21 protein-coding genes are annotated in these 23,243 nt (G+C 67.1%); 9 read left to right on the top strand and 12 right to left on the bottom strand.

What is annotated here, in order from left to right:
• Positions 1-39: 39 nt before the first annotated feature.
• Positions 40-822 carry a sulfite exporter TauE/SafE family protein gene (locus OK17_RS18105; RefSeq protein WP_461418283.1) on the bottom strand — a complete coding sequence of 261 codons (783 nt, stop codon included), beginning with the start codon at positions 820-822 and terminating at the stop codon, positions 40-42.
• Between the two features lie 241 nt (positions 823-1,063).
• Positions 1,064-2,026: a DUF808 domain-containing protein gene (locus OK17_RS18110; RefSeq protein ID WP_461418284.1), complete on the bottom strand. Its 963-nt coding sequence runs from the start codon at positions 2,024-2,026 to the stop codon at positions 1,064-1,066.
• A gap of 302 nt (positions 2,027-2,328) precedes the next feature.
• Here OK17_RS18110 and ribB point away from each other — a divergent pair, with 302 nt between their 5' ends.
• Entirely contained in the window at positions 2,329-3,618 is a 1,290-nt protein-coding gene (ribB, locus tag OK17_RS18115) for a 3,4-dihydroxy-2-butanone-4-phosphate synthase (RefSeq protein WP_232716882.1), read from the top strand.
• On the opposite strand, the gene OK17_RS18120 is transcribed toward ribB, so the two are convergent.
• Genes OK17_RS18120 through OK17_RS18130 form a run of 3 tightly spaced genes read right to left on the bottom strand, consistent with a single transcriptional unit; the run spans position 3,615 to position 6,228 of the window.
• Complete coding sequence (locus tag OK17_RS18120) at positions 3,615-4,361, bottom strand: GntR family transcriptional regulator (protein WP_232716883.1); 747 nt, start codon at positions 4,359-4,361, stop codon at positions 3,615-3,617. The genes ribB and OK17_RS18120 overlap by 4 nt on opposite strands.
• A gap of 21 nt (positions 4,362-4,382) precedes the next feature.
• Complete coding sequence (gene fabG / locus OK17_RS18125; RefSeq protein ID WP_461418294.1) at positions 4,383-5,159, bottom strand: 3-oxoacyl-ACP reductase FabG; 777 nt, start codon at positions 5,157-5,159, stop codon at positions 4,383-4,385.
• Between the two features lie 49 nt (positions 5,160-5,208).
• Positions 5,209-6,228, bottom strand: a complete 1,020-nt coding sequence (locus tag OK17_RS18130; protein WP_461418285.1) for a phosphotransferase enzyme family protein — start codon at positions 6,226-6,228, stop codon at positions 5,209-5,211.
• Positions 6,229-6,506: 278 nt separating this feature from the next.
• Here OK17_RS18130 and OK17_RS18135 point away from each other — a divergent pair, with 278 nt between their 5' ends.
• Positions 6,507-7,829 (top strand): aspartate aminotransferase family protein, encoded by a 1,323-nt coding sequence (locus OK17_RS18135; RefSeq protein WP_461418286.1) that lies wholly within the window; start codon positions 6,507-6,509, stop codon positions 7,827-7,829.
• A gap of 27 nt (positions 7,830-7,856) precedes the next feature.
• On the opposite strand, the gene OK17_RS18140 is transcribed toward OK17_RS18135, so the two are convergent.
• From OK17_RS18140 to OK17_RS18155, 4 genes are all read right to left on the bottom strand, one after another.
• A complete protein-coding gene (locus OK17_RS18140) occupies positions 7,857-8,621 on the bottom strand; it encodes an SHOCT domain-containing protein (RefSeq protein ID WP_461418287.1) in 765 nt (254 codons plus the stop codon).
• A 126-nt stretch (positions 8,622-8,747) separates the two neighbouring features.
• Positions 8,748-9,254 (bottom strand): flavin reductase family protein, encoded by a 507-nt coding sequence (locus OK17_RS18145; protein WP_232716887.1) that lies wholly within the window; start codon positions 9,252-9,254, stop codon positions 8,748-8,750.
• Complete coding sequence (locus OK17_RS18150) at positions 9,251-9,766, bottom strand: NADPH-dependent FMN reductase (RefSeq protein ID WP_232716888.1); 516 nt, start codon at positions 9,764-9,766, stop codon at positions 9,251-9,253. The genes OK17_RS18145 and OK17_RS18150 overlap by 4 nt, the downstream gene beginning before the upstream one ends.
• Before the next feature lie 84 nt (positions 9,767-9,850).
• Entirely contained in the window at positions 9,851-10,705 is an 855-nt protein-coding gene (locus tag OK17_RS18155; RefSeq protein WP_461418288.1) for a GntR family transcriptional regulator, read from the bottom strand.
• A 316-nt stretch (positions 10,706-11,021) separates the two neighbouring features.
• Between OK17_RS18155 and OK17_RS18160 the strand changes: the two genes are divergently transcribed.
• The 6 genes from OK17_RS18160 (at position 11,022) to OK17_RS18185 (ending at position 17,798) form a co-directional block, all read left to right on the top strand.
• The gene (locus OK17_RS18160; protein ID WP_461418290.1) at positions 11,022-12,182 is read left to right on the top strand and encodes an ABC transporter permease; all 1,161 of its coding nucleotides are present in this window, start codon (positions 11,022-11,024) and stop codon (positions 12,180-12,182) included.
• A gap of 3 nt (positions 12,183-12,185) precedes the next feature.
• Positions 12,186-13,058, top strand: coding sequence for an ABC transporter permease (locus tag OK17_RS18165; protein WP_232716892.1), 873 nt, complete (start codon positions 12,186-12,188; stop codon positions 13,056-13,058).
• 59 nt (positions 13,059-13,117) lie between these two features.
• Complete coding sequence (locus OK17_RS18170; RefSeq protein WP_269784824.1) at positions 13,118-14,737, top strand: ABC transporter substrate-binding protein; 1,620 nt, start codon at positions 13,118-13,120, stop codon at positions 14,735-14,737.
• Positions 14,734-15,621: an ABC transporter ATP-binding protein gene (locus OK17_RS18175; RefSeq protein ID WP_232716894.1), complete on the top strand. Its 888-nt coding sequence runs from the start codon at positions 14,734-14,736 to the stop codon at positions 15,619-15,621. Before OK17_RS18170 ends, OK17_RS18175 begins: the two co-directional genes overlap by 4 nt.
• The gene (locus OK17_RS18180; RefSeq protein WP_232716895.1) at positions 15,618-16,391 is read left to right on the top strand and encodes an ABC transporter ATP-binding protein; all 774 of its coding nucleotides are present in this window, start codon (positions 15,618-15,620) and stop codon (positions 16,389-16,391) included. Before OK17_RS18175 ends, OK17_RS18180 begins: the two co-directional genes overlap by 4 nt.
• Positions 16,392-16,463: 72 nt before the next feature.
• Entirely contained in the window at positions 16,464-17,798 is a 1,335-nt protein-coding gene (locus OK17_RS18185) for an NtaA/DmoA family FMN-dependent monooxygenase (RefSeq protein ID WP_232716896.1), read from the top strand.
• 157 nt (positions 17,799-17,955) lie between these two features.
• Here the strand turns inward: OK17_RS18185 and OK17_RS18190 are convergent, their stop codons facing one another.
• Positions 17,956-18,813 carry an oxygenase MpaB family protein gene (locus OK17_RS18190; protein WP_461418292.1) on the bottom strand — a complete coding sequence of 286 codons (858 nt, stop codon included), beginning with the start codon at positions 18,811-18,813 and terminating at the stop codon, positions 17,956-17,958.
• Positions 18,810-19,796, bottom strand: a complete 987-nt coding sequence (locus OK17_RS18195) for an esterase/lipase family protein (RefSeq protein WP_232716898.1) — start codon at positions 19,794-19,796, stop codon at positions 18,810-18,812. The genes OK17_RS18190 and OK17_RS18195 overlap by 4 nt, the downstream gene beginning before the upstream one ends.
• Positions 19,797-20,088: 292 nt before the next feature.
• On the opposite strand from OK17_RS18195, the gene OK17_RS18200 reads away from it, so the two are divergent.
• Positions 20,089-21,735 carry an acyl-CoA synthetase gene (locus OK17_RS18200; RefSeq protein ID WP_232716899.1) on the top strand — a complete coding sequence of 549 codons (1,647 nt, stop codon included), beginning with the start codon at positions 20,089-20,091 and terminating at the stop codon, positions 21,733-21,735.
• Positions 21,736-21,877: 142 nt separating this feature from the next.
• On the opposite strand, the gene OK17_RS18205 is transcribed toward OK17_RS18200, so the two are convergent.
• Positions 21,878-23,173, bottom strand: coding sequence for a competence/damage-inducible protein A (locus OK17_RS18205; RefSeq protein ID WP_461418293.1), 1,296 nt, complete (start codon positions 23,171-23,173; stop codon positions 21,878-21,880).
• Positions 23,174-23,243: the final 70 nt, after the last annotated feature.

Consider the following 23,243-nt stretch of genomic DNA (forward strand, 5'->3'; position numbering starts at 1 on the left):
GGAGCTTGCGACGAGCCGTATCGAAACCAGGACCGGTGATCAGGCCAGCAGCCGCCACAACCCGATCAGACCGACGACGACGATCACCCCGCGGAGCGCGCGGGGTGAGAGTCGTCGTCCGTATCGAGCACCGAGGGCACCGCCGAGGAGCGAGCCGACGGCGATGAGTGCGGCGGCCGACCAGTTGATCCGGTCGAAGGCGACCAGCGTGTAGGTCACGGCGGCGACCACGTTCACCACCAGCGACAGCAGGTTCTTCGCGGCGTTCATCCGTTGCAGATGGTCGGGGACCACGATGCCGAGAACCGCCATGAGCATGATCCCCTGGGCGGCGGTGAAGTAGCCGCCGTAGATGCCGACCGCGAACGTGCCGGCGATCATCGCGGCGATGCGAGGTGGGGTTAGGCGTGGCGTCCCGAGGTTGGTCGGTGCGGTCGACCGGCGGCCGACCCACTTCTGGATCCATGGTTGCGTCACCACGAGGATCAGGGCGGCCACCAGCAGGACCGGCACGACCGCTTCGAACACCGTCTCCGGCAGATGGAGCAACAGCCAGCAGCCGACGATTGCGCCCACGAACGACGCCGGCATCTGCCACCGCAACTGCGGCCACTGTCCCTCGAGTTCGCGACGGTAACCCCAGGTCCCGGACACTCCGCCGGCGACGAGGCCGATGGCGTTGGAGATGGTGGCGCTCACCGGTGGGACGCCGAATGCGACCAGCGTCGGGAACGTGATCAGGGTGCCGCTACCGACGACCGCGTTGATCGCGCCCGCGCCCACGCCGGCCAGCAGGACGGCGAACAGTTCCCATGTGCTCACGACTTCCGAGGGTGCCCGGTGCGTCGGGCGGAATGGTCACCGGGGGTGGCCCCGCCGGGAAAACGCCCGGAAGAACGCCCCTGAAAACCACCCCTGGAAACGGCCCCCGAAACAGACCCGGCAGAGGACCGCCGTTGACATGGTGTCGTCGGCGCCGCTGCTGAGGGCGTATTTCGGGGGTGCTTTTCAGCTGGGACGGGCAGGTGGTTTCGATACGGCTCGTCGCAGGCTCCGCGCCTACTCAACCAGCGGCAGTCGGGGCGTCGTCCTTCTTCTTCCGCTTCGGGATGAAGTGCAGGATCGCGACGAGGATCGCGCCGACGAGCAGGCCGACGACCGCGGACAGGACGGTACCGGCCGTCCAGGACAGGACGCCGCCGAAGCCGCCGTGCACCAGTTCGCCGAACCAGTGCTCGACGTGGTGGAGCTGATCGGCGGGCCAGTGGAAGCCTGCCTCACCCACGTTGACGATGAGGATGTGCCCGCCGACCCACAGCATCGCGGCGATGCCGACCACGGTCAGGGTCGACATGATCTTGGGCATCGCGGTGACCAGCCCGCGGCCGATCTTCTGACTGAACGTCGACTCCCGTTGTGCGAGCGCGAGGCCGACGTCGTCCATCTTCACGATGATCGCGACCACGCCGTAGACGAGCGCAGTGATGAGAAAGGCGACGACGATGAGGACGAACAGTCGGGTCCAGAACGGCTCGTTCTCGACCGAGGACAGCGAGATCACCATGATCTCGGCCGAGAGGATGAGGTCGGTGCGGATCGCGCCGCTGACCATGTGCTTCTCGAACTCGGGGTCGCCCTTCCGGGAACCGGAATCCTCCTCGTGATGACCGCCGGTGATCGCCTCGTAGACCTTCTCCGCGCCTTCATAGGAGAGGAACAGACCGCCGGCGATCAACAGATACGGCAGGGCCTGCGGCAGGAACTGACTGAGGATCATCGCGACGGGCAGGATGATCAGCAGCTTGTTGCAGATCGAGCCGATCGCGATCTTGCGGACGATCGGCAGCTCACGGTCGGGGGTGAACCCGTCGACGTAGCGAGGTGTCACCGCGGTGTCGTCGACGACGACGCCCGCAGCCTTCACGCTCGCCTTGCCGGCCGCGGCGCCGATGTCGTCGAGTGACGCGGCGGCGGCACGGGTGAGTGTCGCGATGTCGTCGAGCAGAGCGACGAGACCACTGGCCACGGGAACCTCCGGGTTCGGTGAGGGGCTGCATGCTCGATGAGCGTCGGTCATCGAACAGTATGCCGAAACGACCGACGGGGTCGGTCATCCGTACGCCTGGAGCGGCGGAATGTCCGGATTGCGTCCGCCCATGTGGCGGATTTCCCTGTTGGGTGCTGGTTCACCTGCGCAAACAGGCTCGCCGACCGGCGAAATCAAGCAGCCACCGGCGGGTATCCGGTGCGACACGGAGGCGGTGTCGAATGGCGTACAGGTCGTGGGAGACCACGACGACCATTCTTCGTCGACGCCGAGGAGATCTGATGAACGCCATCGAGAACGCCATCGATGCCCTGCGCGCGGGCCGCCCGGTTCTGGTGACCGACGCTGCCGACCGCGAGAACGAGGGCGATGTCATCCTGGCTGCCGACCGGGTAAACACCGAGTGGACCGCCTGGACCGTGCGCAACACCTCCGGCCTGCTGTGCGCCCCGATGACCGGCGAGCGTGCCGACATGCTCGAACTGCCGTCGATGGTCACCCACAACGAGGACCCCAAGGCGACCGCGTACACGGTGACCGTCGACGCGGCCGAAGGGGTCACGACGGGCATCTCCGCCGCCGACCGCGCGCTCACGCTCCGCATGCTGGCCGGTGCCGCATCCGGCCCCCGGGACTTCACCCGGCCCGGGCACGTTCTACCCCTCCGTGCCCGGCCGGGTGGGGTTCTCGAACGTCCCGGGCACACCGAGGCGGCCGTCGACCTGTGCACGCTCGCCGACGTCGCGCCGGTCGGCGTGATCGCCGAACTCGTCGCCGACGACGGATCGATGATGCGGTACCCGCAGGTCGCCGCGATGGGCTCGCGCATGGGCCTTCCGGTGCTGACCATCGAGGAGCTGGTCAACTACCGCCGCATTCACGACGCGGACCGCTGGTCGGTGGCACCCCGGGTGCGCCGCGGCGCGGAGACTGTCCTGCCGACCCCGACCGGTGAACTCCGCGCGATCGGCTATCGCGACACCGAGACCGGCGCCGAACACATCGCGCTCGTGAGCACCGGGATGTCCGGGAACGGCCTCGACCAACGTGCCCCGCTGGTACGGGTCCACTCCGAATGCCTGACCGGAGAGGCGTTCTCGTCGCAGCGGTGCGAGTGTGGACCGCAACTCGACGCGGCGATCGAACGCATCAGCTACGACGGCGGGATCGTGGTCTACCTGCGCGGCCACGAGGGCCGGGGAATCGGGCTGCTCAAGAAGTTGGCCGCCTACCGGTTGCAAGACCAGGGGCTCGACACCGTCGAGGCCAACCTCGAACTCGACGAACCGGTCGACGGACGTGAATACGGCGCCGCCGCAGCGATCCTCACCGACCTCGGGATCGACCGGGCGCGCGTCATGACCAACAACCCCGACAAGGTCCGAGGGCTGACCGACTGCGGGATCGAGGTCACCCAGCGCGTCCCGCTGATCGTGGGCGTGATGCCGGCCAACGTCCGCTACCTCGACGCCAAGCGGCAGCGCCTCGGACACCTGCTGGGCACCGCATCGGGCAGCGGGTTCGACGCCGGCCACACCGGTGACTTCTCCGTGGGGTCGCGCGCGAACTAGCTTCCCTTGACCTCGCGGGCCACCGTCGATGTGGACATCAGACGCACGCGGTCCGCCCGGAAGAGGTCGAAGGAGTACTCGAACGGGATGCCGGCCTCGTCGCGCGAGACCCGGGTGATGACGAGAAGCGGACTTCGGATGCCGATCTCGAGCCAGGCGGCCTCGCGGCCGCTGGCGGTTCCGACCTCGATGGTCTCCGTGGTCTCGGCGGCGTTGAGTCCGTAGCTCGCGCGCAGTAGTTCGTAGAGCGATCCGTCCAGCGGGTGTGCCGGCAGGTCGGGCACCAGGTCGACGGGAAAGCAGGCCAGGTCCACCGACAGCGGCGCGCTGTCAGCGAGGCGGACCCGTCGAATCGCGAACACCTCTGCAGTGTCGGTGATCTCGAGAGCGCGAGCCTCGATCGGAGTTGCCGGCCGACGTTCCACCCCGACCACCCGCGTCGCGCTGGCATGACCGGACTCCGCCAGCAACTGGGGGAGTCCGGACGACTCGGCGGCTTGCCGTTCGACGACGTCGGCCCGGATGAACGTGCCTCCGCCGCGGCCGGTTCGGCGTTCCAGGACGCCCGCTCGGCTGAGGGGGAGCAGTGCGCTGCGCAGCGTCGATCTCGACACCGAGAACATCTCGGCCATGTCGCGTTCGGTGCCGAGACGGGCGCCGGGTGCCAGCGTGCCCTGGGCGAGCATCGCGAGGATGCGTCGCCGGACATCCTCGGCGACCGGTCCGCCGGTGGTCTCACGCATGACCGGGGCGTCGCGACGCCGTCAGGCCGGGATCGCGTCCGGTGACTCGGGAAGCACCTGGCCGCCGTCGACGGCGATTGCCTGTCCGGTGATGTAACCGGCCTCCCGGGTGGCGAGGAATGCGGCGAGATGACCGATGTCCTCGGGGGTGCCGAGGGCCTTCATCGGGATGGCCCGGGTCATTCCCGCGATGTAGTCCTCGCCCATCTCGACGAGCCCCTCGGTCAGGACGTTTCCGGGCATGATCGCGTTGACGGTGATCCCCTGGCCGGCGAGTTCGATTGCGGCCGTGCGCATGAACCCCAGTTGGGCGGCCTTCGACGCGCCGTAGTGCGACCAGTTCGGGAAGCCGGTGATCGGCCCGGTGATCGACGAGGTGATGATGACCCGGCCGCTACCCGACTCGGCGAGTGCGGGCAGGCAGGCCTGCACGGTGAACACCGTGCCCTTCACGTTCACGTCGAGAACCTTGCTCAGTTGACCGTCGGTCATCGTCGCCAGCGACGCCTCGGGGAAGATGCCGGCGTTCGCGCAGACGACGTCGATCGAGCCGAAGGTCTCCTGGACGTTCCTTGCCATCTCGTTGCACGATGCCTGGTCGCTGACATCGGTCAGGACACCGATGATCTTGCCGTCGCCCAGGGTGTCGAGTTCGGCGATCGCCGAGTCCATTTCGGCTGCCGAGCGCGCGGCGATCGCGACGTCGGCGCCCGCCCGCGCGAACACCCCGGCGATTCCGCGTCCGATCCCCTTGGTGCCGCCGGTCACGATCACCGATCGGTCGGCCAGGCTGAACATGGTCATGGTGCTCCTCTGATGTGCATGGTGGGGCGGTGAACGTCAGGCGTCAGGCTGCGGATGTCCGCGTGATGACCCGTTGCAACCACGACGGGTCGTCAAGGTAGCGGCGTGCGAGAGATGCAGTGCCGGAGACGAAGTCGTCGGCGATGCCCAAGACGGCGTCGGCGTCGGAGTGGGATGCCACCCACGCGGTCAGGTGGATGCGGCGCAGCAGCACGAAGGTCGGGATCATCGCGAGATGGTCGTCCGGCAGCGGTCGGACCGTGGTGTACCCGCGCAGCCAGGCATCGATCAGGTCCTCGGTCCCGGGTTCGTGCTCGACCCAGGAGACCGCCGACCCGAGATCGGCGAGGTGCCAAGACCATCCGCAGTCGTCGAAGTCGATGACCGTGATCGCCGGGAGGTCCGCGTGCGGATCGACCATCAGGTTGGCCAGTCGTAGGTCGGCGTGGACGAGGCCGAATCGATCGGGCCCGCTGCCGAATTCGGTGAGCCGATCGGTGATGACCCGGACCGCGCGGTCGATGTCCGCACAGTCCTCGGGGGACAGTCCGGGCGCTTCGCGCCATTGCCCCCACCTGGCCTCCGGACCGAGCATGGTCTCGACGTCCCAGGTGAACCGGACGAAGTCGGCAGGTGCCGACCATCTGGAACTGTGCTCGTGCAGGTGTGCGGTGATCGCACCGATCGTCGCGAAATCGACTACGTCAGAGGCCTCTTCGGCGGTGCACCCGGGCACGACCGTGACGGCATCGACGAGCAGCGTGCGGCCGTGCACGGTCACCTCGACGACCTCGGCGCCGTCGACTGCGGCGACCGGGGTGGGAGTGGACACGGGCGTCTCGGCTCCCAGTGCGGCCATCCACCGCAGTTCGGAGCGGATGGCCTCGACCGAGTGATAACCGGGACGGTGCACCCGCACAACGAGCCGGCGGGTGTGGTCTTCGGCGAGATAGGTGGCGTTCTCCGACAGACTCAGCAGGCGCAGCGTCGCGGACGGGTCGAAGCCGTAGAGGGGCAACGCCTTCTCCGCGAATGCGCGATGGTCTGGGGGTAGTCCGGGCACCGGAACAGTGTCACCCGGAAACCGGACCGGGAGCAGACCAAAAGGCGATGTTTAACGCGGCCGTAGCGATCACGGGTCGGCCGAAACGCGGTGGAAACAATCGGGTGCGGTCCGCTGGTGGATATGTTGCCTACCAGCGGAATACGGCGTAGGAATGAGGACGACCCGGGCCGGAACCAGTCGGCTGTGCGCAGCTGTACCCGGAAGTGGACCCCGTCGAGCAGACCAAATGCTCGCCGGATCGAACCGGATCATCACTACTCCCAGGAAGACCCCACGTGAGCTTCTCCAACATCATGGATTCCAACAGCTACACCGGTGGCTCGGTGGGGCGGCACGGTGACGGACTCATCGAAGCCCGCGAACGGATGCTCGGACCGGCGTACCGGTTGTTCTACCGCAAACCGGTCCACCTCGTGCGCGGCGAGGGAAGTCACCTCTTCGACGCCGACGGCGTCCGCTACCTCGACGCCTACAACAACGTGGCGAGCGTCGGACACTGTCACCCGCACGTCGTCGACGCCGTGATGCGGCAGATGACGTCGATCAACACCCACACCCGCTATCTCCACGACGGGATCGTCGATTACTCCGGCCGCCTGCTCGGCACCCTCGGCCCGGACATCGATCAGGTGATGTACGCGTGCACCGGTTCCGAGGCCAACGATCTGGCGCTGCGGGTCGCGGCGATGCACACCGGGGCGACCGGGGTGATCGTGACGACCGAGGCGTACCACGGTAACACCCAGGCGGTGACCGCGATCTCGCCGTCGAACGGCGGACCGGCGGTGCTCGGACCCCACGTCCGCACCGTGCCGCCGCCCGACTCGCGTCAGCCCGGTTCGACGGCAGAGGCGTTCGCCGATCACGTACGCCGGGCCGCTGATGAGTTGCAGTCGGCGGGATTCGGCGTCAGTTGCCTCATCGTCGACACGATCTTCTCCTCGGACGGTGTCTTCGCCGATCGAGAGACCCTCGCACCCGCGGTCGCGGCGGTCCGCGAGCGAGGGGCGGTGTTCATCGCCGACGAGGTCCAGCCGGGTTTCGGCCGGACCGGCGAGGCCATGTGGGGCTTCGAACGGCACGGGGTGCGGCCCGACATCGTCACGATGGGCAAACCCATGGGCAACGGTCTGCCGGTGTCCGCGATGGCTGTCCGGTCGGCGGTCCTCGAGCGATTCGCGACGTCGCAGCCCTACTTCAACACCTTCGGGGGCAACCCGGTGTCGATGGCGGCTGCGGCCGCGGTGCTGGACGTCATCGAGAGCGATGAGCTACCCGCGCATGCGCTGCGGATCGGCGCCCGTCTGCGCGAGGGAATCGCCGGCGTGGCGGCCGATCATGCTGCCGTCGACGACATCCGGGGCACCGGCCTGTACATCGGGGTGGAGATCGTGACCGACGACGGTGCCCCCGATCGGCAACGTGCTCGCGCGATCGTCGAGGCCATGCGGGACGCCCACGTGCTCATCTCGGTCTGTGGCGAGCACGGCAACGTGCTCAAGATCCGCCCGCCGCTCGTGTTCTCCGACGCCGATGTCGATTGGTTTTGCACGGCATTGGAATCGGCGCTGGCCACGACACTCACGACCGTGGGCTGAACGGGCGGTGCGGACCCGGATTCCGGATCAGAGTCGGCCGAGCAGTTCCGCCTTCTTCGACGCGAACTCCTCGTCGGTCAGGATTCCACGCTGGTGGAGGTCGGCCAGCGACTCTATCGCCGCGACGATGGCTGAGGCATCCTGGGCGGGCGTCTGAGGTGCCGGGGCATCGGCGGGTGCGGGAGTCTGTGCCGGTGCGGCGACCGGGGTCTCGGCGACCTGTTGCGGTCCGAGTTCGACGAGGCTCGACACGTCGAAGGTGCCGTACTGGCTGGAGAAGCTCACCGACCCGTATCCGGAGCCCTGCTGTTGCTGAACGCCACCGATCTGGTGGTCCGCGGTGTCGAAGATCCGCGTGACTCCGGCGACCTGGATGGCCAGACGACGCGTGGCCGGGAAGACGGCGTACCGGACGTCGTTCTGGCCACCGGTGGAGCTGGGCACACCGAGGTCCGCCGGCCACCAGGTTCCCGCGGTGACGAATCCGGCGCCCGGCTGTTGCTGCGGCGCCGGCGGGAAGATCGACGTGGTGGCCAGGACATTCGCGAGCTCGTTGCACAGCGAATCGACCCGGGACTTGAGCGAGTTGTCGAACATGTCGCCGACCATCGTCATCCCGCCGCGCATCCACTGACCGGAGCCGCCGAGCTCGGGAATGTTGAACTGCGCCATGGTCCCGCCGCCGGCGTTCACCGCGAGGAGCATCGCCAACACCGCATCGCGGGACAGTCCGTACCGTCCGGCGATCTCGTGGACGGCGTTGTCTGCTTCGGGGGTGACCGGACTGTTCATCGTGGTGTCTTTCGTCGAGGAGTGCCTCAACAGGGTACACACGGATCATCGACGGCCGAGGCCACGAAATGACGTGCGGCGAGTGCCGGGTCCGAGGCGGTGTCGTCCGCCGCGGACCCGGTCGACTCAGGCGCTGAGCCGAGCGAATGCCGAGCGGTGGAACACGATCGGCTGCTTCGAATGATCGTTGGCCAGTCCGGTCACCCGCAGCACGACGATCTCGTGATCGCCGGCGGTGTGCGAACTCTCGATGGCGCACTCGAAGTGGACCGGGGCGTCGTCGAGGAGCAGGGCCCCGCTGGACAACACGGTCGTCGCGACACCGGCGAAGCGCTGGGTCTTGTCCTTGGAGGACAGCTGGCGGATCACCTCGGTGTGGCTCTCGCCCAGCACCGAGACGCCCAGACTGGGGAGGTCGCGCAGGATCGGCCAGGTGGTCGAACTCTGCTGCACGGCGAACATCACCAGCGGTGGTTCCTGGGAGACGCCGACGGCGAAGGACGAGGCGACGATGACGGTCGGTTCGGCACCGGACATCCCGGCCAGCGCGACGACGCCGGTCGGGAAGGCGCCGAACGCCTTTCGCAGTTCGGTGCTGTCCAGATCGGTGGTGGGGGTGACGGACGTGGTCATCGGTCACCCGCCGACACGGTTGCGGTGGCCGAGGCGAGCACGATCGAACCCCAGCGATCGATCCAGGGCTGGAAGGCCTCGGTGTCGTCGTAGAGCTTGTCGACGACGTACAGGCCGGCGGCGGGAACGGTCGCGCCGAGTTCTACGAGGACAGGCTTGAGCAGCAGGTCGGGGGCCATGTAATGGGCGGGGCCGGCGCCGAGCATCAACGGGATGGCGGTGACGTCCTGGAGGCCGTCACTCGTGGAGAACTGGTCGAGGAAGAGCTTCAGGAGGCCCGTGTAGGTGGCCTTGAAGGTCGGTGAGGCGAAGACGACGAGGTCGCTGCCGGCCACGGTCTCCACGGCGGACGCGACGGCGGAGTCACCCCAGCCGAGCAGGCCGGCACCCAGGTCGACCACGTCGACGACGTGGTCGGGTTCCTTGCCGGTGAGGGTCGACGCCAACAGGCCGGCCGCCGTCAGTGTCCTCGATGCAGGCTTCGGGTTGCCTGCCACAACGGAAACGATCACGATGCTCCCCTTCGAATGTCGCGAGATGCGTTCTCCTGCAGAGTGCGCGGGCGACATTGCCGAATGGTCAACCGATTATTTCACTCAGATTGCGCGAGGACGGCCGATCTCGTCGGGGCGCTGACCCTGTGCTATCCCGTTGGTGCGCAATGAATCTTCCGCCACCGGAATCGGCTCGGGATCGGGACACCAGGTCACATCGGAGTGGTCGATCTGCGATTCGAACCGGATCCGGTCCGCGCGGAAGCGGTCGAAGACGATCTCCACCGGGGTGCCGTCGGCGGTGGTGTAGAGGATCTCCCGGGACAACAGCGTCTCGCCGGGCCGGACGTCGAGCAGGCGTGCGGTTCGTTCGTCGGCTCGTTCGGCGCCGATGGAGACCGAGGCGCCGCCCGGTGCGACCCCGAAGAACTCCGCAAGTGTCCGTGCCATCGACATCGGTTTGTCCCGAAGGTCATTGGGGTCGGCATTGAATCGTGGAGAGAAGTAGGCGCTGCGCATCCCGATGATCTCGTCGTGGGCGATGAAGGAGTTCTCGACGAGGCGTACGACGTCGTCGTCGATCTTCAAGCGCGCGCGGATGAGCGGGAAGGTCGGCACGATGCATTGATCGGTCACCTGGATGTGCACCAGTTCGCCACCGGTGGCGGAGATGTCGTCCAGTGCGACACCGAGGTCCCGGCGATTGACGCGCGTGCCGACCCGTGGGCGCCGGATCACGACGCCGGTCTCGCTCAACTCGTTCAGTGCCGCGCGCACGGAGCCGCGGCTCGAGTTGAACATGATCATGAGATCTTCCTCCACCAACTGCGCGTCGATGTCGATGGTGCCGTTGCGAATCGAGGCGAGGATGAGGTCGCGGACGCGGCGAGAGGACACCTGGCGCCCGCGCGCGGAACCGCCGCGCGCGCGGGGGTGGAGTGGGGGTGGCGTCGTCATGGGCATTACTTCCGATCTCGAACTGCGCGGTCGCCCGGTAGGCGTCGACCTGCGGGGGATGAAGTGCCGATGCACACAGAGTCTAAGGACCCTTGCGTGCATCGGTCAGTGCAAGTTGCGCGCGTCACATTCGGCGCAAAAACGGACGCATCGATGTCGAACGGCCTCTTGACCTGCGTCTACGGGTTGCATGCCGCGAATGTGAACCCGCGCAATTGATCAGTCACGCCAGGACGCGGGATTCGAAACAAATCCGCCAGAGGATCAGGCCCAACAGATCGAGCAAACAGATCGAGACCTAGATGGGAGGGATCGAGTGACCGTCGATATCAGTGTCGAACCAAGCATTCTCGGCCCGGGCGCCGTCGATGCACGACGTGCGACGACGACCGCCGGTGGTGGCGGTACCGGGACGAAGGGGTCCGCCGCCGGAGCGGTGCAGGCACGACTTTCCGAGTGGGCGTGGATCGGACGTGCGGCCGGCCGCGGCATCGTCAACTTCCTGATCTTCGTCGTCGTCGCCTTCTTTCTGGTCCAGCTGATCCCCGGCGACCCGCTGGTGTCCGCCTCGGGTGGCCGCCTGTCCGGTGCCGCACTCGAACAGGCACGAGAGTCATACGGACTCAACGGATCTCTGGTCTCCCAGTTCTGGGCATATCTGACCTCGCTGTTCAGCCTGGACCTCGGCGACTCGATCGCCACCGGCCGACCGGTGGCCGAGGACATGGCCACCCGGGTGCCCGCGACCCTGGAGCTGATCGGCGCAGGCCTGTTCTTCGCTTGCCTGGTCAGCCTGCCGATGTCCTACCTGATCGTCACCCGGCCGACCAATCGCTTCTCCAAAGTGCTTCGCTCCTACGCGAGTTCGGCCGGTGCGATCCCCGAGTACGTCGTCGGAATCCTGTTCCTGTTCATCTTCTTCGCCACGCTGGCCTGGGTCCCGGCCCCGTCCGGACGCCTCGATCCGATCCTCATGCCGCCGACCGAGGTCACCGGATTCCCGGTCCTCGACGCTCTCATCGCGGGGGACACGGCAGCGGCCAACTCCTACATCGCTCACCTGATCCTGCCGGTGGCGGTGATGACCGTGGCACACTCGGCAATCCTGGTGAAGTCACTGGTGTTGGCACTCGACGCCGAGATCGACAGCCCGGCTACGCGTTTCCGAATCGCCTCGGGCGCCCCTCGGCGCGTCGTCATCCTGAGCATCTACCGCAGGGCGCTGCCGTCGGCGGTCGCGATGCTCGGAATGATCTTCGGTCTGCTCCTCGGCGGCGCGGTGGTCCTCGAATCGCTGTTCGGCCTCGGCGGTCTGGGTCAGTACGCGGTCGATGCGGTCCGCTCGTCGGATGTGTTCGCCCTCCGGTCTTTCCTGGTCGTCATCGCCGCACTCTGTCTGATCGTCTACTTCCTCACCGAGGTGGCCACCGGCCTTCTCGACTCCCGTCGACGCGACTCGCGCAACCAGGAGGTCTGACACATGGTCATGGCGCCCCTCTCCACGACGGAAACCCCGGCCCAGCCGAAGAATTCGGATAGGTCTGCCGGCATCCGCGACTACGCCGCCCTCATCCCGTTCGCACTTCTGCTCCTCCTCGCGGTCTTCGGGCCGATGCTGGCTCCGCAGTCGGCGACCGAGGTGGTCGGGACCCCCTCGACCGCGCCGTCGGGCGAACACTGGTTCGGCACCGACTCCAACGGATTCGACGTGCTCTCACGGACGCTCACCGCCTTCCGCCTCGACATCCTCATCGCGATCGGCGTGACGGTCCTGGCCACGGCCGTCGGCCTCGCCATCGGTGCGATCGCCGGCATGTACGGCTCCAGGGGCGGACTTCTCGGTGCGATCGCGGCGACGCTCGGGCGCACCATCGACCTGGTCCAGGCGATGCCGGTCATGATCGGTGGCCTGGTCATCGTCTCCTTCTTCGGACGCAACTCGGTGGTCATCGCGCTGGCGCTCGCACTGGTGCTCATGCCGTTCCAGGGCCGGCTGATGCGCACCGAGGTGCTGCGGACGCGAAACGACGGTTTCGTGACCGCGGCGCGGATGAGTGGCGAATCGGAGTTCCGAATCCTCACCCGCCACGTGATCCCGAACTCGTGTGCACCCGTCCTCGAGAACGCCTCGGCGATCTTCGGAATGGGGATCATCTTCTGCGCCGGCCTGGGCTTCCTCGGCGTCGGCATTCCGCTCCCGACCGCGGAGTGGGGCAACATGCTCGCCGACGGGGCCGCGGACGCAGCGGTCGGACGCTGGTGGCCCGCCCTGTTCCCGGTCCTCGCCCTCGCCTACTCGGTGTGGGCGGCCTCCCGGGTCACCACCTTCGTCTCCCGCCGCCGACGGTTCTGACCACCCGCACGTAACAGTCTCTCTCGCAATTCCTTCCCAGAACGGAGCACCCGATAACCATGAAAAGACTGTCCACACTGGTGAGCGGAACCGCGCTCGCCCTCGCCGCCGCACTGACACTCAGCGCGTGTGGTGGCGGGTCGTCGAACAACTCCGCCGAGGGCGGCGTGGTCATCGTGACCGCGGCCCAACCTCCGAGCTTCAGCTACGAGACGAGCGCAACCGGCTACGAGGCCGCGGAGTTCTTCGTGAACACCGGCGCCACCCTCATCCGCAACCCGTACGTCGCAGGTTCCGACGGCCTCTCGGCACACCAGGAACTCTTCAAGTTCGAGCCCGTGCTGGCCAAGAGCTATGAGGTCAGCCCGGACGGCAAGACCTACACCTTCCACCTCAACACCGAGGCCAAGAGTGCCGCAGGCAACGCGCTCGACGCCGACGACGTGATCTTCTCGTTCAAGCGTAAGTTCGAGGTCGACACCAGCATCGTGTCGTTCGTCAGTGCTCCCGTGATCACCTCGACCGACCAGGTGAAGAAGGTCGACGACGCCACCGTCACCATCTCCATCACCGATCCGTCGCACGGTTTCACACTGCTGTCGCTGCTGGCGAACACCCCGTACGCCATCTACGACTCCGAGGTGCTGGAGGCGAACGCCACCCCGGACGATCCGTACGGTGTCGAGTACTCGAAGACCAACGCGGACTTCGGCTTCGGTGCGTACAAACTGACCAGCTACACCCCCGGCCAGCAGATGGTCTATGAGGCCAATCCCGGATACGCCCTCGGCGAGCCCGAGGTGAAACGGGTCGTCCAGCGCGTCGTCGCCGACGCCGGCCAGCGCTCCAACCTCGTCAAGAGCGGCGACGCATCGGTCGCCACCCAGCTGCGTCCCGCCGACCAGGTCGCCCTGCGCGACGCGAACGCCGCCCAGATCTTCACGGTGCCCAGCAACGCCTACGTCTACGTTCCGCTGACCACCACCAAGGCCCCGTTCGACAACGTCGAGATCCGCCGCGCGTTCTCCTACGCGGTTCCCTACGACGCGATCATGAAGGACGTCTACAAGGGCCGGCTGGGTCCGATCTCGTCGATCCTCAACGACACGCTGCCGGACTACAACGGCAGCGGTCTGAAGAGCAACACGACCGACCCGGCGAAGTCGCTGGAGATCCTGCGCAACGCGGGCATCACCACCCCGGTGAAGTTCGAGCTGACCGTGAACAACGCGGTGCCCGATCTCAAGGAGACGGCCGTTCAGATCCAGACCGCTGCCCGCGCTGCGGGATTCGAGGTCACCCTCAACGAGGTGAACTCGGCGGTGTTCCAGGAGGGGCTGGCCAACAAGACGTTCCAGGCATCGATGGGCCGTGACTACGCGGTCGTGCAGTCCCCGCCGTACGTGCTGTCCCTCTTCTACACCCCGGGATCGCCGATCAACTGGCCGGACTTCGACTACGCCCCGCTGAACAGCGCCATCGCCGCGGGCAATGCCTCCGGCGAGCCGCTCACCCCGGCTGCATGGGGTGATTGGAACAAGGCTGAACGCATCCTGCAGGACCAGATGCCGACCGTCTACATCGGATACGTGCAGCCGCTCAACGCTTTTGCCAACGGTGTCGAGGGTTACGTCTTCCGCACCGACAGCGTGATCGACTACTCGGAGCTCAAGCCATGACCACGCTCACTGACCAGGTCGCGGTGACCCAAGGGGATGTGACGGGCACCGTTGCCCCGGTCCTCGAGGTGACCGATCTGACGATCCGTTACGGCGGGGTGGAAAAGGTCCACCCGACCTCGTTCACGATCGGCCGGCGCGAGCGGGTCGCGATCGTCGGCGAGTCGGGCTCGGGGAAATCGAGCATCGCCAACGCACTCGGCGGCTTCATCCCGCCGGGTGTGGGGGAGGTGTCGGCGGCGACGCTGTCGCTGTCGGGCCGTTCACTGCTGGCGGAGAAGGCTCAGCGGATCCCTGCTCGACGCGAGGGGATCTCGATGATCTTCCAGGACGCGATGAGCTCTCTCGATCCGATCTGGTCGGTGGGCAGTCAGCTCACGGCGGTCCTGCCGAAGAGCAGGTACGGCTCCCGCAGGGAGCGTGCCGCGGTCGCAGAGGCCCGCCTGGAGCAGGTCGGCATCGTCGAGCCGAGCCGGGTGATGTCATCGGTGCCCGGTCAGCTGTCTGGCGGCATGCGTCAGCGCGTGATGATGGCGATCGCGCTGGCGTCCGAGCCGGAGCTGCTCATCGCCGACGAGCCGACAAGTGCTCTCGACGCATCCCTGGCGGTGTCGGTCATGGAGCTCATGACCGGCCTCACGATCGAGAACGGTGCGTCGCTGGTCTTCATCACCCACGACATCGCTCTCGCACGACGCTTCGCCGACAAGGTGCTCGTCATGCAGGCCGGCAGCGTCGTGGAGACCATCGCCGCCGTGAACCTCGATCACGCGACCCACCCCTACACCCGCGGACTGCTCGAGTGCATGCCGACGCTGGGTTCCGCTCAGCTGGACCGTCTTCCGACCCTGGACACGGTCATGAGAGAGGAGGCCGCAGCATGAGCACGATCATCGAGGTCATCGACGTGCACAAGAAGTACGGGCGCAAGGTGACCGCAGTCGGCGGGGTGACCACCAAGTTGGAGAGTGGTCGCGCGACCGGCATCGTCGGCGAAAGCGGCTCGGGTAAGTCGACTCTCGGCAAGATGATCGTCGGACTCACCGCCCCGACCTCGGGGCAGGTGCTGGTCGACGGCCGCGACCTCTCCCGGCTGCTCGAACGTCGTCCGGGTCGTCTCGAGTACCGCCGCAAGGTGCAGCTCGTGGCCCAGGACACCACCACGACGTTCGATCCCCGTCGGATCGTCCGCGAGGCGATCCGACGCCCGGCGCAGATCCTCGGCGGACTCGACGAGAAGGCAGCCGACGCCGCCGTGGATGCGATCGTCGCCGAACTCGGCATCGCACCCGAACTCGTCGAGCGATACCCGCACCAGCTTTCCGGCGGTCAGCGGCAACGCCTTTCGATCGCGCGCGCTCTCGTCGTCGGTCCGGACATCCTCGTCTGCGACGAGGCGGTCAGTGCGCTCGACGTGTCCGCGCAGGCCGTGGTCCTCAACCTTCTCAAGGACTACGTGAAGACGCACTCGCTCGGACTGGTCTTCATCTCGCACGGACTGCCGGCCACCGCGTTCATCACCGACGACCTGCTGGTGATGAACCGCGGCAAGGTCGTCGAATCAGGCGAGACGATGTCGATCCTCGAGGCGCCGTCGAACGACTACACGCAGACGCTGGTCGGCGCCTACCAGGCCGTGGAAGCAGCGGCCTAGCCCCACGACTCGCCGGCCATCCCGGTCGGCGGCAGCACATCTCACCACCATTTCTCACGACAGGAGATCGCAATGTTCCACATGGGTTGGTTCCTCGGAGACGGCTTCGGCATTCACCCCTGGAGCCCGACGAACGGTGACGGTCCGTGGACCGGCACCAACCACCTGGACTGGATGAAGCCAGACATCCACGTCGACATGGCCAAGAGCCTCGAACGCGCCGGCTTCGACTACATCCTCATCGAGGACACCTCGATGGTCGAGGACTCCTACAACAACTCCGCCGAGACCTCGCTGCGTCGCGGATTCATGGCCCCCAAGAACGACCCGCTGCCGCTGGTTCCGCTGATGACCCAGCAGACCAAGCACATCGGCATCATCCCGACCGTGTCGACCATCCAGTACCCGCCGTTCCTCGCCGCCCGTGCGTTCACCACCCTGGACCACCTCACCGAGGGTCGCGTGGGCATGAACGTGGTCACCAGCGTCACCGACCGCGTCGCCCAGAACTTCGGCTACGAACGGCACCTCGAGCACGACGAGCGCTACGAGATGGCCATGGAGTGGATCGATGTCGTCAAGGCGCTGCAGAACTCGTGGGAGGACGGTGCGGTCATCGCCGATCCCTACTCCGGTGTCTACGCCGACCACACGAAGGTCAACCCGATCGAGTTCGTGGGCAAGTTCTTCAAGTGCCGCGGCCCGCTGAACACCATCCCCGGTCCGCAGCGCGAGGTGCCGGTGTGCTCGGCCGGTAGCTCGGAGCCGGGCCGTGTGCTCGCCGCCAACTACGACGACACCCAGATCGCCATCGTCAAGGACGCCGCCGCCGCCAAGGCCTACCGTGAGGACATCCGTGCCCGCGCGGCCGCCGCCGGACGCAACCCCGACCACATCAAGGTCCTCTTCATCGCGACCCCGACGATCGCGGCCACCGACGCCGAAGCCCATGCCGCCTACGAAGCGGCACAGGCATTCCGCAAGACGGACAAGGCCATCGAGTACAACCTGTGGAACATGTCCTACACCTCGGGCGGGCGCATCGACTTCGGCGCCATCGACCCCGACACCAGGGTCAGCGACATCGACCTGTCCAAGCAGAACGGCGAATACACCTCCATCGCCGGTCTGTTCGAGGGCCGCGAGGACGAGACGCTGCGTGAGGTCGTCGCGAGCAGCTTCCAGGTCAAGGACATGGGCCTCGTCGGTTCACCGTCGACCATCGCGGACAAGATGGGCGAGATCATGGAAGAGGCGGGCGGCGACGGTTTCCTGTTCTATCTGCCCACCACCCGCATGAACCTGGCGATGATCTCCGACGGCCTGGCACCGGAACTGCGCCGCCGCGGACTCATCCGCGAGGAGTACACCGGCTCGACCCTGCGGGAGAACCTGCGCGCCTTCTGACAACGGAAACAACTGTGCCCCCGCATGCTTCGGCGTGCGGGGGCGCGGTGGCGTGACCTCGATACGCGGCGGCCTCGCTTCGCCGGTCGGCGCACTCGGCCGGCAGAGGGCCCGCTGGTCGAGTAGGCGAGGAGATGGCGACGAGCCGTATGGAAACCTAGCGGTACGCCGCGCGAGCGTGGGGGACCATGCGGACGGCCCTGGGCAGCCGCGGGATGATCAGCCTCGACTGCAGCGAGATCAGGCGGAAGAGGAAGCGACGTCCGACGCCCCAGTCGATGTCGAGAAGCTCGCGCAACTCCGGCGTGAGGAGCCCCGCGGTGACAGTGCCCAGCACCAACCCGGCCACCGGACGAACCGTGGTGTTCCAGATGAGCGCGTGGCGCAGGACCGGGATGTGTGGCGGCGGCTTCGGAGACCTGACCACGGCGAAGACCCGCTCCGTCATGTCCGAGCGCTCGAGTCGGGTGCGGGTCATCTCGTCGAACCAGGTGCAGAATGCGTCCCAGCTCTCCGGCATGTCCTGGTCGCGGACGCCGTACATGCGCCCGACGCGTCGCATCTCGAGGTAGAACTGCTCGACCTCGCCGGGCTTCCACCCGCGGCCGAGTTCCTTTTGCTGGGTGTAGATCCCGTGCACCAGACTCGCGTGAACCCAGTGGAACGCTTCGGGATTGAGCGAACTCCAGCGGGAGCCGTCGGGATTCTGGCCCTTGATGTCGCGGTGGCGTTCGCGCAGCCGGCGTGCCATGTCGAGAGCGTCGTCCCGGCCGTAGACGACACCCATGATCATGTCGAGTGTGCGTTCGGCGCGCCCGTACGGGTCGGTCTCGAAGACGGAGAACTCGCGCACTCCGGTCGCCACCACGGGGTGGGCGACGTCGATGAGGAGCCGGCGAGGCGCGCCGAGGACGAATGTGAGGTCACCGAAGACCTTCCAGGCGACGGAATCCGGTCCGAGAGGCGTGATCTCGGAGTTGTCGACGGACGCGTCGGGGACCGGGTCTGCTGTCATCGGCCTTCACTCATTCCGGGGTAGAAAGGGTCGACCTGGAAGCAGGGTACGCGGGTGGCCTCGGCGGGGGTCAACGCGTTCCGCACGTGGCGCCAGGCGCGCTCGCTGAAGGCGATCGACAGATGTTCGGACAGGTCCACGGGGCAGTCGTCCTGCAGAAGGATGTTCGTGACGTTGTCACCCTCGAGGAAGCCGTTGGTGAACGGGGTCGCGATCTCGTCGTACTTGGTGACGATCGTCGTGTAGTGCGGTCCCGGCTTGGTGTCGCCGTTGCCATAGACCTTGCGGACGAGGTCCGAATACTGTGCCTGCTGCGCAAAGGCGGGGAACAGGGCCTTGAAGATGTCGTAGCCGACCGGCCCGAACGGCGGGATGAAATACCGGACGTAGGTGAGCATGTCACCCGTCGAACCGTGGTTGCCGGGCGCGATGCCGATGACCTTGTCGACCTTCTTGTCGCCGCCGAGGAAGTCGATGTAGTAGTGCGGCAACAGGCCACCACCCTGCGACCAGCCGACCAGATCGACCTTCTTCGCCCCGGTGCGGCGCATGATCTGGTCGATGTTGCGTGAGACCTCGCGGGCCGACCGCTCGATGTCGCCGAGGCCCTGGATGGGGAAGCTCGGGATCGGCGTGATGTTGCCGTAGTTGAACGTGTAGACGCAGTACCCGCGATTGGCGAGGTACGGGGCGCCGGCACTGTAGGCCCACTGGGTGGTGGCGGTGGCGTTCAGCAGGATCACCGGGTTGGGGCGTTCCTTCGTCAGCTTGCACGAGGGGTCGTTGGCGCCCGGAGGAGACCAGTTCGCGTCCAGCGTCTGGTTGAGCACGTTCGGAATCGCGGACCGGAAGTCCCAGGACACCGGGTATTTCTTCGACGGCGCGGCCTCGGCTGTGCCCGCCCCCGAGAGACTCGTCGACACCGTCATGGCGCACACCACCGCAGCGGTGACGATCGTCGTCATCCGTCGAAAACTGAACATGTTCCCCCACCTTTGATCTGAAGACAGATGTTGTCAGAGTTGTCGCGGAAGCGCAACGAATCAGTGAACTGGTTGATGGCCCGATGCCGGTCGTCGCCGCGGGGTTCCCCGGCTGCGTCCCGGGACGGGTTGACGCCGTGCCGATTTCGGTGAACCGGACATGCCCTGCCGGGTGCCGTCCTACTCTGGCACCTGCATCGGCCATGGTGACGTCCGTGACCAACGTCGCGTCACCGTCGAGCCGACCCCGAGGGCGCGGACTGGCGGCTCCGGCCGCGGAAGGTGGGTGGACATGGTCTCGGTGACCGGTGCGGTCGGAACTGCCGTCGAACAGGTGCAGGACGCCGTCGGCGCATTCAAGGTCCTCAAGCGTTCGGGTCTGCTGGACCCCACGCGACCCAAAGAGCTGCTCACCACGGTCAAGCGCGCGAAGATCATCGGGCCCTGTGCCTCGGTGGTGGCGCACGGGGCGGACGAGTACCCGGAAGCGGGTGCGGTCGCCGACGAACGCGGCGAACTGACCTACGGCGAGATCAATGCGAACGCGAACGCACTGGCCAACCATCTGCTCGCATCCGGGGTCAAGCGAGGCTCGGTGATCGGCGTGATCGCACGCGACCATCGAGGACTGCTCACGACGATGAGCGCTGCAGGGAAGGCCGGTGTGCGGCTGGCCATGATGAACACCGGGTTCGGCAAGACCCAGTTCGTCGAGGTCGCCGAACGCGAGAAGATCGTCGCGATGCTCTACGACGAGGAGTTCACCGACCTCGCCGACGCCCTCCCTCCCGAGACGCTACGGATCGTGACCTGGGTCGATGGTGAGCGGCCTGTCCCCGAGGGGGTCCGTACCCTCGACGACATCGTCGCCGGCGGGGACACGTCCACGCCCGCGGAGCCGGACGAGTGGGCCGGACTCGTGATCCTGACGAGCGGCACCACCGGTCTGCCCAAGGGCGCGCAACGTTCCAAGTTGTCGCCGTTCTCCAGCGCACTGCTTCTCGACCGGATTCCGTTCCCGCAGCGGGGCGCGATGGTGATCGTCTCGCCCATCTTCCACTCCACCGGCTTCGCGCTCTGGGGTGTGGGCGCTGCTCTCGGGAACAAGGCCGTCGTCATGCGGCGGTTCGACCCGGAGAAGACGCTGGCCGCGCTGGCCGAGCACAAAGCGGAGGTGCTGGTCGCGGTGCCGACAATGCTCCACCGCATGGTCGCTCTCGGACCCGACGTCATCAAGAAGTACGACACGTCCGCGCTGCGGATCATCGTGATCGCGGGATCGGCTCTGTCGCCCACACTTTCGGAGGCCGTCCAGGACACCTTCGGTGACGTCCTCTACAACCTCTACGGGTCGACCGAGGTGGCGATCGCGTCGGTGGCGCAACCGAAGGAACTGCGGCTCGCCCCGGGCACGGTGGGTCGGCCGCCGGTCACCAGCCGACTCGCCCTGTTCGACGCCGAGGGTCGCCGGATCACCGGAACCAACGTCCGCGGAAGGCTTTTCGTCCGCAACGGAGCGCCCTTCGAGGGATACACCGATGGACGCAACAAAGAAATCATCGACGGTTACATGTCCACCGGTGACATGGCGCGCTTCGACGAGCACGGACTGCTGCACATCGATGGCCGCGACGACGACATGATCGTCTCCGGCGGAGAGAACGTCTACCCTCTCGAGGTGGAGAACCTGCTCGCCGAACACCCCGACATCGACGACGTCGCGGTGATCGGGGTCGACGACGACGAGTTCGGAAAGCGATTGCGCGCCTTCATCGTCGCCGCCCCGCACGCCAACCCGTCGCCCGAGGACATCAAGGCGCACGTGAAGGCACATCTGGCCCGGTACAAGGTGCCGCGCGACGTGGTGTTCGTCGACGAGTTGCCGCGCAACCCCACGGGCAAGCTCGTCCGCCGGCAGTTGCCGACGGGGCCGCTGTAGGTTTCGATACGGCTCGTCGCAGGCTCCTCGCCACTCAACCAGCGGGGGATGGGCTCGTCGCAAGCTCCTCGCCACTCAACCAGCGGCACGCTGCCGGCCGAGTAGCGTCGCCCGCGCGCAGCGAGGCCGCCGCGTATCGAGGTCAACCGGCGGCGGGGTCTCGCTTGAGCTGTGCGACAACCAGATGCAACGCGGCGGTGGTGGTGAGGGAGCGAACCCGTTCCCGGTCACCGGGGAAGCGACGCGTGACCGTGTAGGTGGGACGGCCCTTGATCGCGACGCCGAAGCAGACGGTCCCCACCGGCTTGTCCTCGGTGCCGCCGTCGGGGCCGGCGATCCCGGTGGTCGACACCGCGACGTCGGACTTGAGGTGGCGTAGGGCTCCCTCGGCCATCGCCGCGGCCACCTCCTCGCTGACCGCGCCGTGTGAGGCGATCAGTTCGGCGGGGACGTCGATGAGGTCGGACTTCGCGTCGTTGGAGTACGAGACGACGCCACCCATGACGTAGGCGGAGGAGCCGGGGCGGTCGGTCAGTCGTGCCGCGATCAGCCCGCCGGTGCAGGACTCCGCGGTGGCGATGAGTCGACCGTCGAGCGTCGCGATGAGCTGGTCTTCGATGGTCGAACCGTCGGTCGAGAAGATCTGCCGCCCATGGTGTTCGACGAGGAAGTCCGACAACCGGCCGTAGGTGGCGGCGTCGGCGGCGGCGAACCGGGTGACCATGTCGAGTTCGCCGCGTCGCAGGCAGGTGGTGATCTCGAGAGCGTCGAAGTCGGGGATCGCTTCTTCCGCGCGGCGCAGGGTCTCGGCGAGCTCGGCTTCGTGCAGGCCGTACGCGCGGATGGTCTCCTGCTTGAGGTCGTCGGCCCGGGACACCACCTCGGCGATGGCGGGTGAGGCGATCGCGGTCGGCCACATGGCCCGGAGCTCCCCGGGAGGGCCGGGCAGGACGAGGATCGCCGGCAGGGGCTGTTCCCCGGGGGAGGCGGGGATGGCGACGCCCGGCGCCGTACCGGTGGGCGGTATCGCAGCGGCACCGGCGGGGACGTGGGCCTGCTTGCGGATGCCGATGCGGGTCGGGCCGTAGTCGAGGTCGACGGTGTCGGGTCGCCAGCGTCGGATGATGCCGGCGATGTGCTCCTCGAGAGCAGGGTCGAGTTGCAGGTCGCGATTGCAGAACTCGGCGACCGTCGCCACGGTCAGGTCGTCGGCGGTGGGACCGAGGCCGCCGCTGGTGACGATGAGATCGACCTGCTGGTCGGCGAGGAAGCGCAGCTGCGCGGTGAGGTCGGCGGGTCGATCCCCGCAGATGGTGATGTGGGCGACGTCGACGCCGAGCGAAAGCAGCTGCTCGGATACCCACGGTCCGTTCTGGTCGGTGATCCGCCCGGTCAGTACCTCGGTTCCGGTCACCACGATGCCTGCGCGCACACTCACGGGTCCGAGCCTAGTCGGGGGTTGAGCGCCGCGGCTTGGTGCTCCCTGAGGTGCGTGCGAACGCGCCGGT

This window comes from Gordonia sp. GN26, from assembly GCF_054823965.1.

Excerpts from the sequence above, each read along its gene's own strand:
- OK17_RS18190 (WP_461418292.1), bottom strand. The coding sequence starts at position 18,813 with ATGACAGCAGACCCGGTCCCCGACGCGTCCGTCGACAACTCCGAGATC.
- OK17_RS18145 (WP_232716887.1), bottom strand. The coding sequence starts at position 9,254 with ATGACCACGTCCGTCACCCCCACCACCGATCTGGACAGCACCGAACTG.
- OK17_RS18175 (WP_232716894.1), top strand. The coding sequence starts at position 14,734 with ATGACCACGCTCACTGACCAGGTCGCGGTGACCCAAGGGGATGTGACG.
- ribB (WP_232716882.1), top strand. The coding sequence starts at position 2,329 with ATGAACGCCATCGAGAACGCCATCGATGCCCTGCGCGCGGGCCGCCCG.
- OK17_RS18200 (WP_232716899.1), top strand. The coding sequence starts at position 20,089 with ATGGTCTCGGTGACCGGTGCGGTCGGAACTGCCGTCGAACAGGTGCAG.
- OK17_RS18155 (WP_461418288.1), bottom strand. The coding sequence starts at position 10,705 with ATGACGACGCCACCCCCACTCCACCCCCGCGCGCGCGGCGGTTCCGCG.
- OK17_RS18170 (WP_269784824.1), top strand. The coding sequence starts at position 13,118 with ATGAAAAGACTGTCCACACTGGTGAGCGGAACCGCGCTCGCCCTCGCC.
- OK17_RS18185 (WP_232716896.1), top strand. The coding sequence starts at position 16,464 with ATGTTCCACATGGGTTGGTTCCTCGGAGACGGCTTCGGCATTCACCCC.
- OK17_RS18140 (WP_461418287.1), bottom strand. The coding sequence starts at position 8,621 with ATGAACAGTCCGGTCACCCCCGAAGCAGACAACGCCGTCCACGAGATC.
- OK17_RS18120 (WP_232716883.1), bottom strand. The coding sequence starts at position 4,361 with ATGCGTGAGACCACCGGCGGACCGGTCGCCGAGGATGTCCGGCGACGC.
- OK17_RS18180 (WP_232716895.1), top strand. The coding sequence starts at position 15,618 with ATGAGCACGATCATCGAGGTCATCGACGTGCACAAGAAGTACGGGCGC.
- OK17_RS18195 (WP_232716898.1), bottom strand. The coding sequence starts at position 19,796 with ATGTTCAGTTTTCGACGGATGACGACGATCGTCACCGCTGCGGTGGTG.
- fabG (WP_461418294.1), bottom strand. The coding sequence starts at position 5,159 with ATGTTCAGCCTGGCCGACCGATCGGTGATCGTGACCGGCGGCACCAAG.
- OK17_RS18165 (WP_232716892.1), top strand. The coding sequence starts at position 12,186 with ATGGTCATGGCGCCCCTCTCCACGACGGAAACCCCGGCCCAGCCGAAG.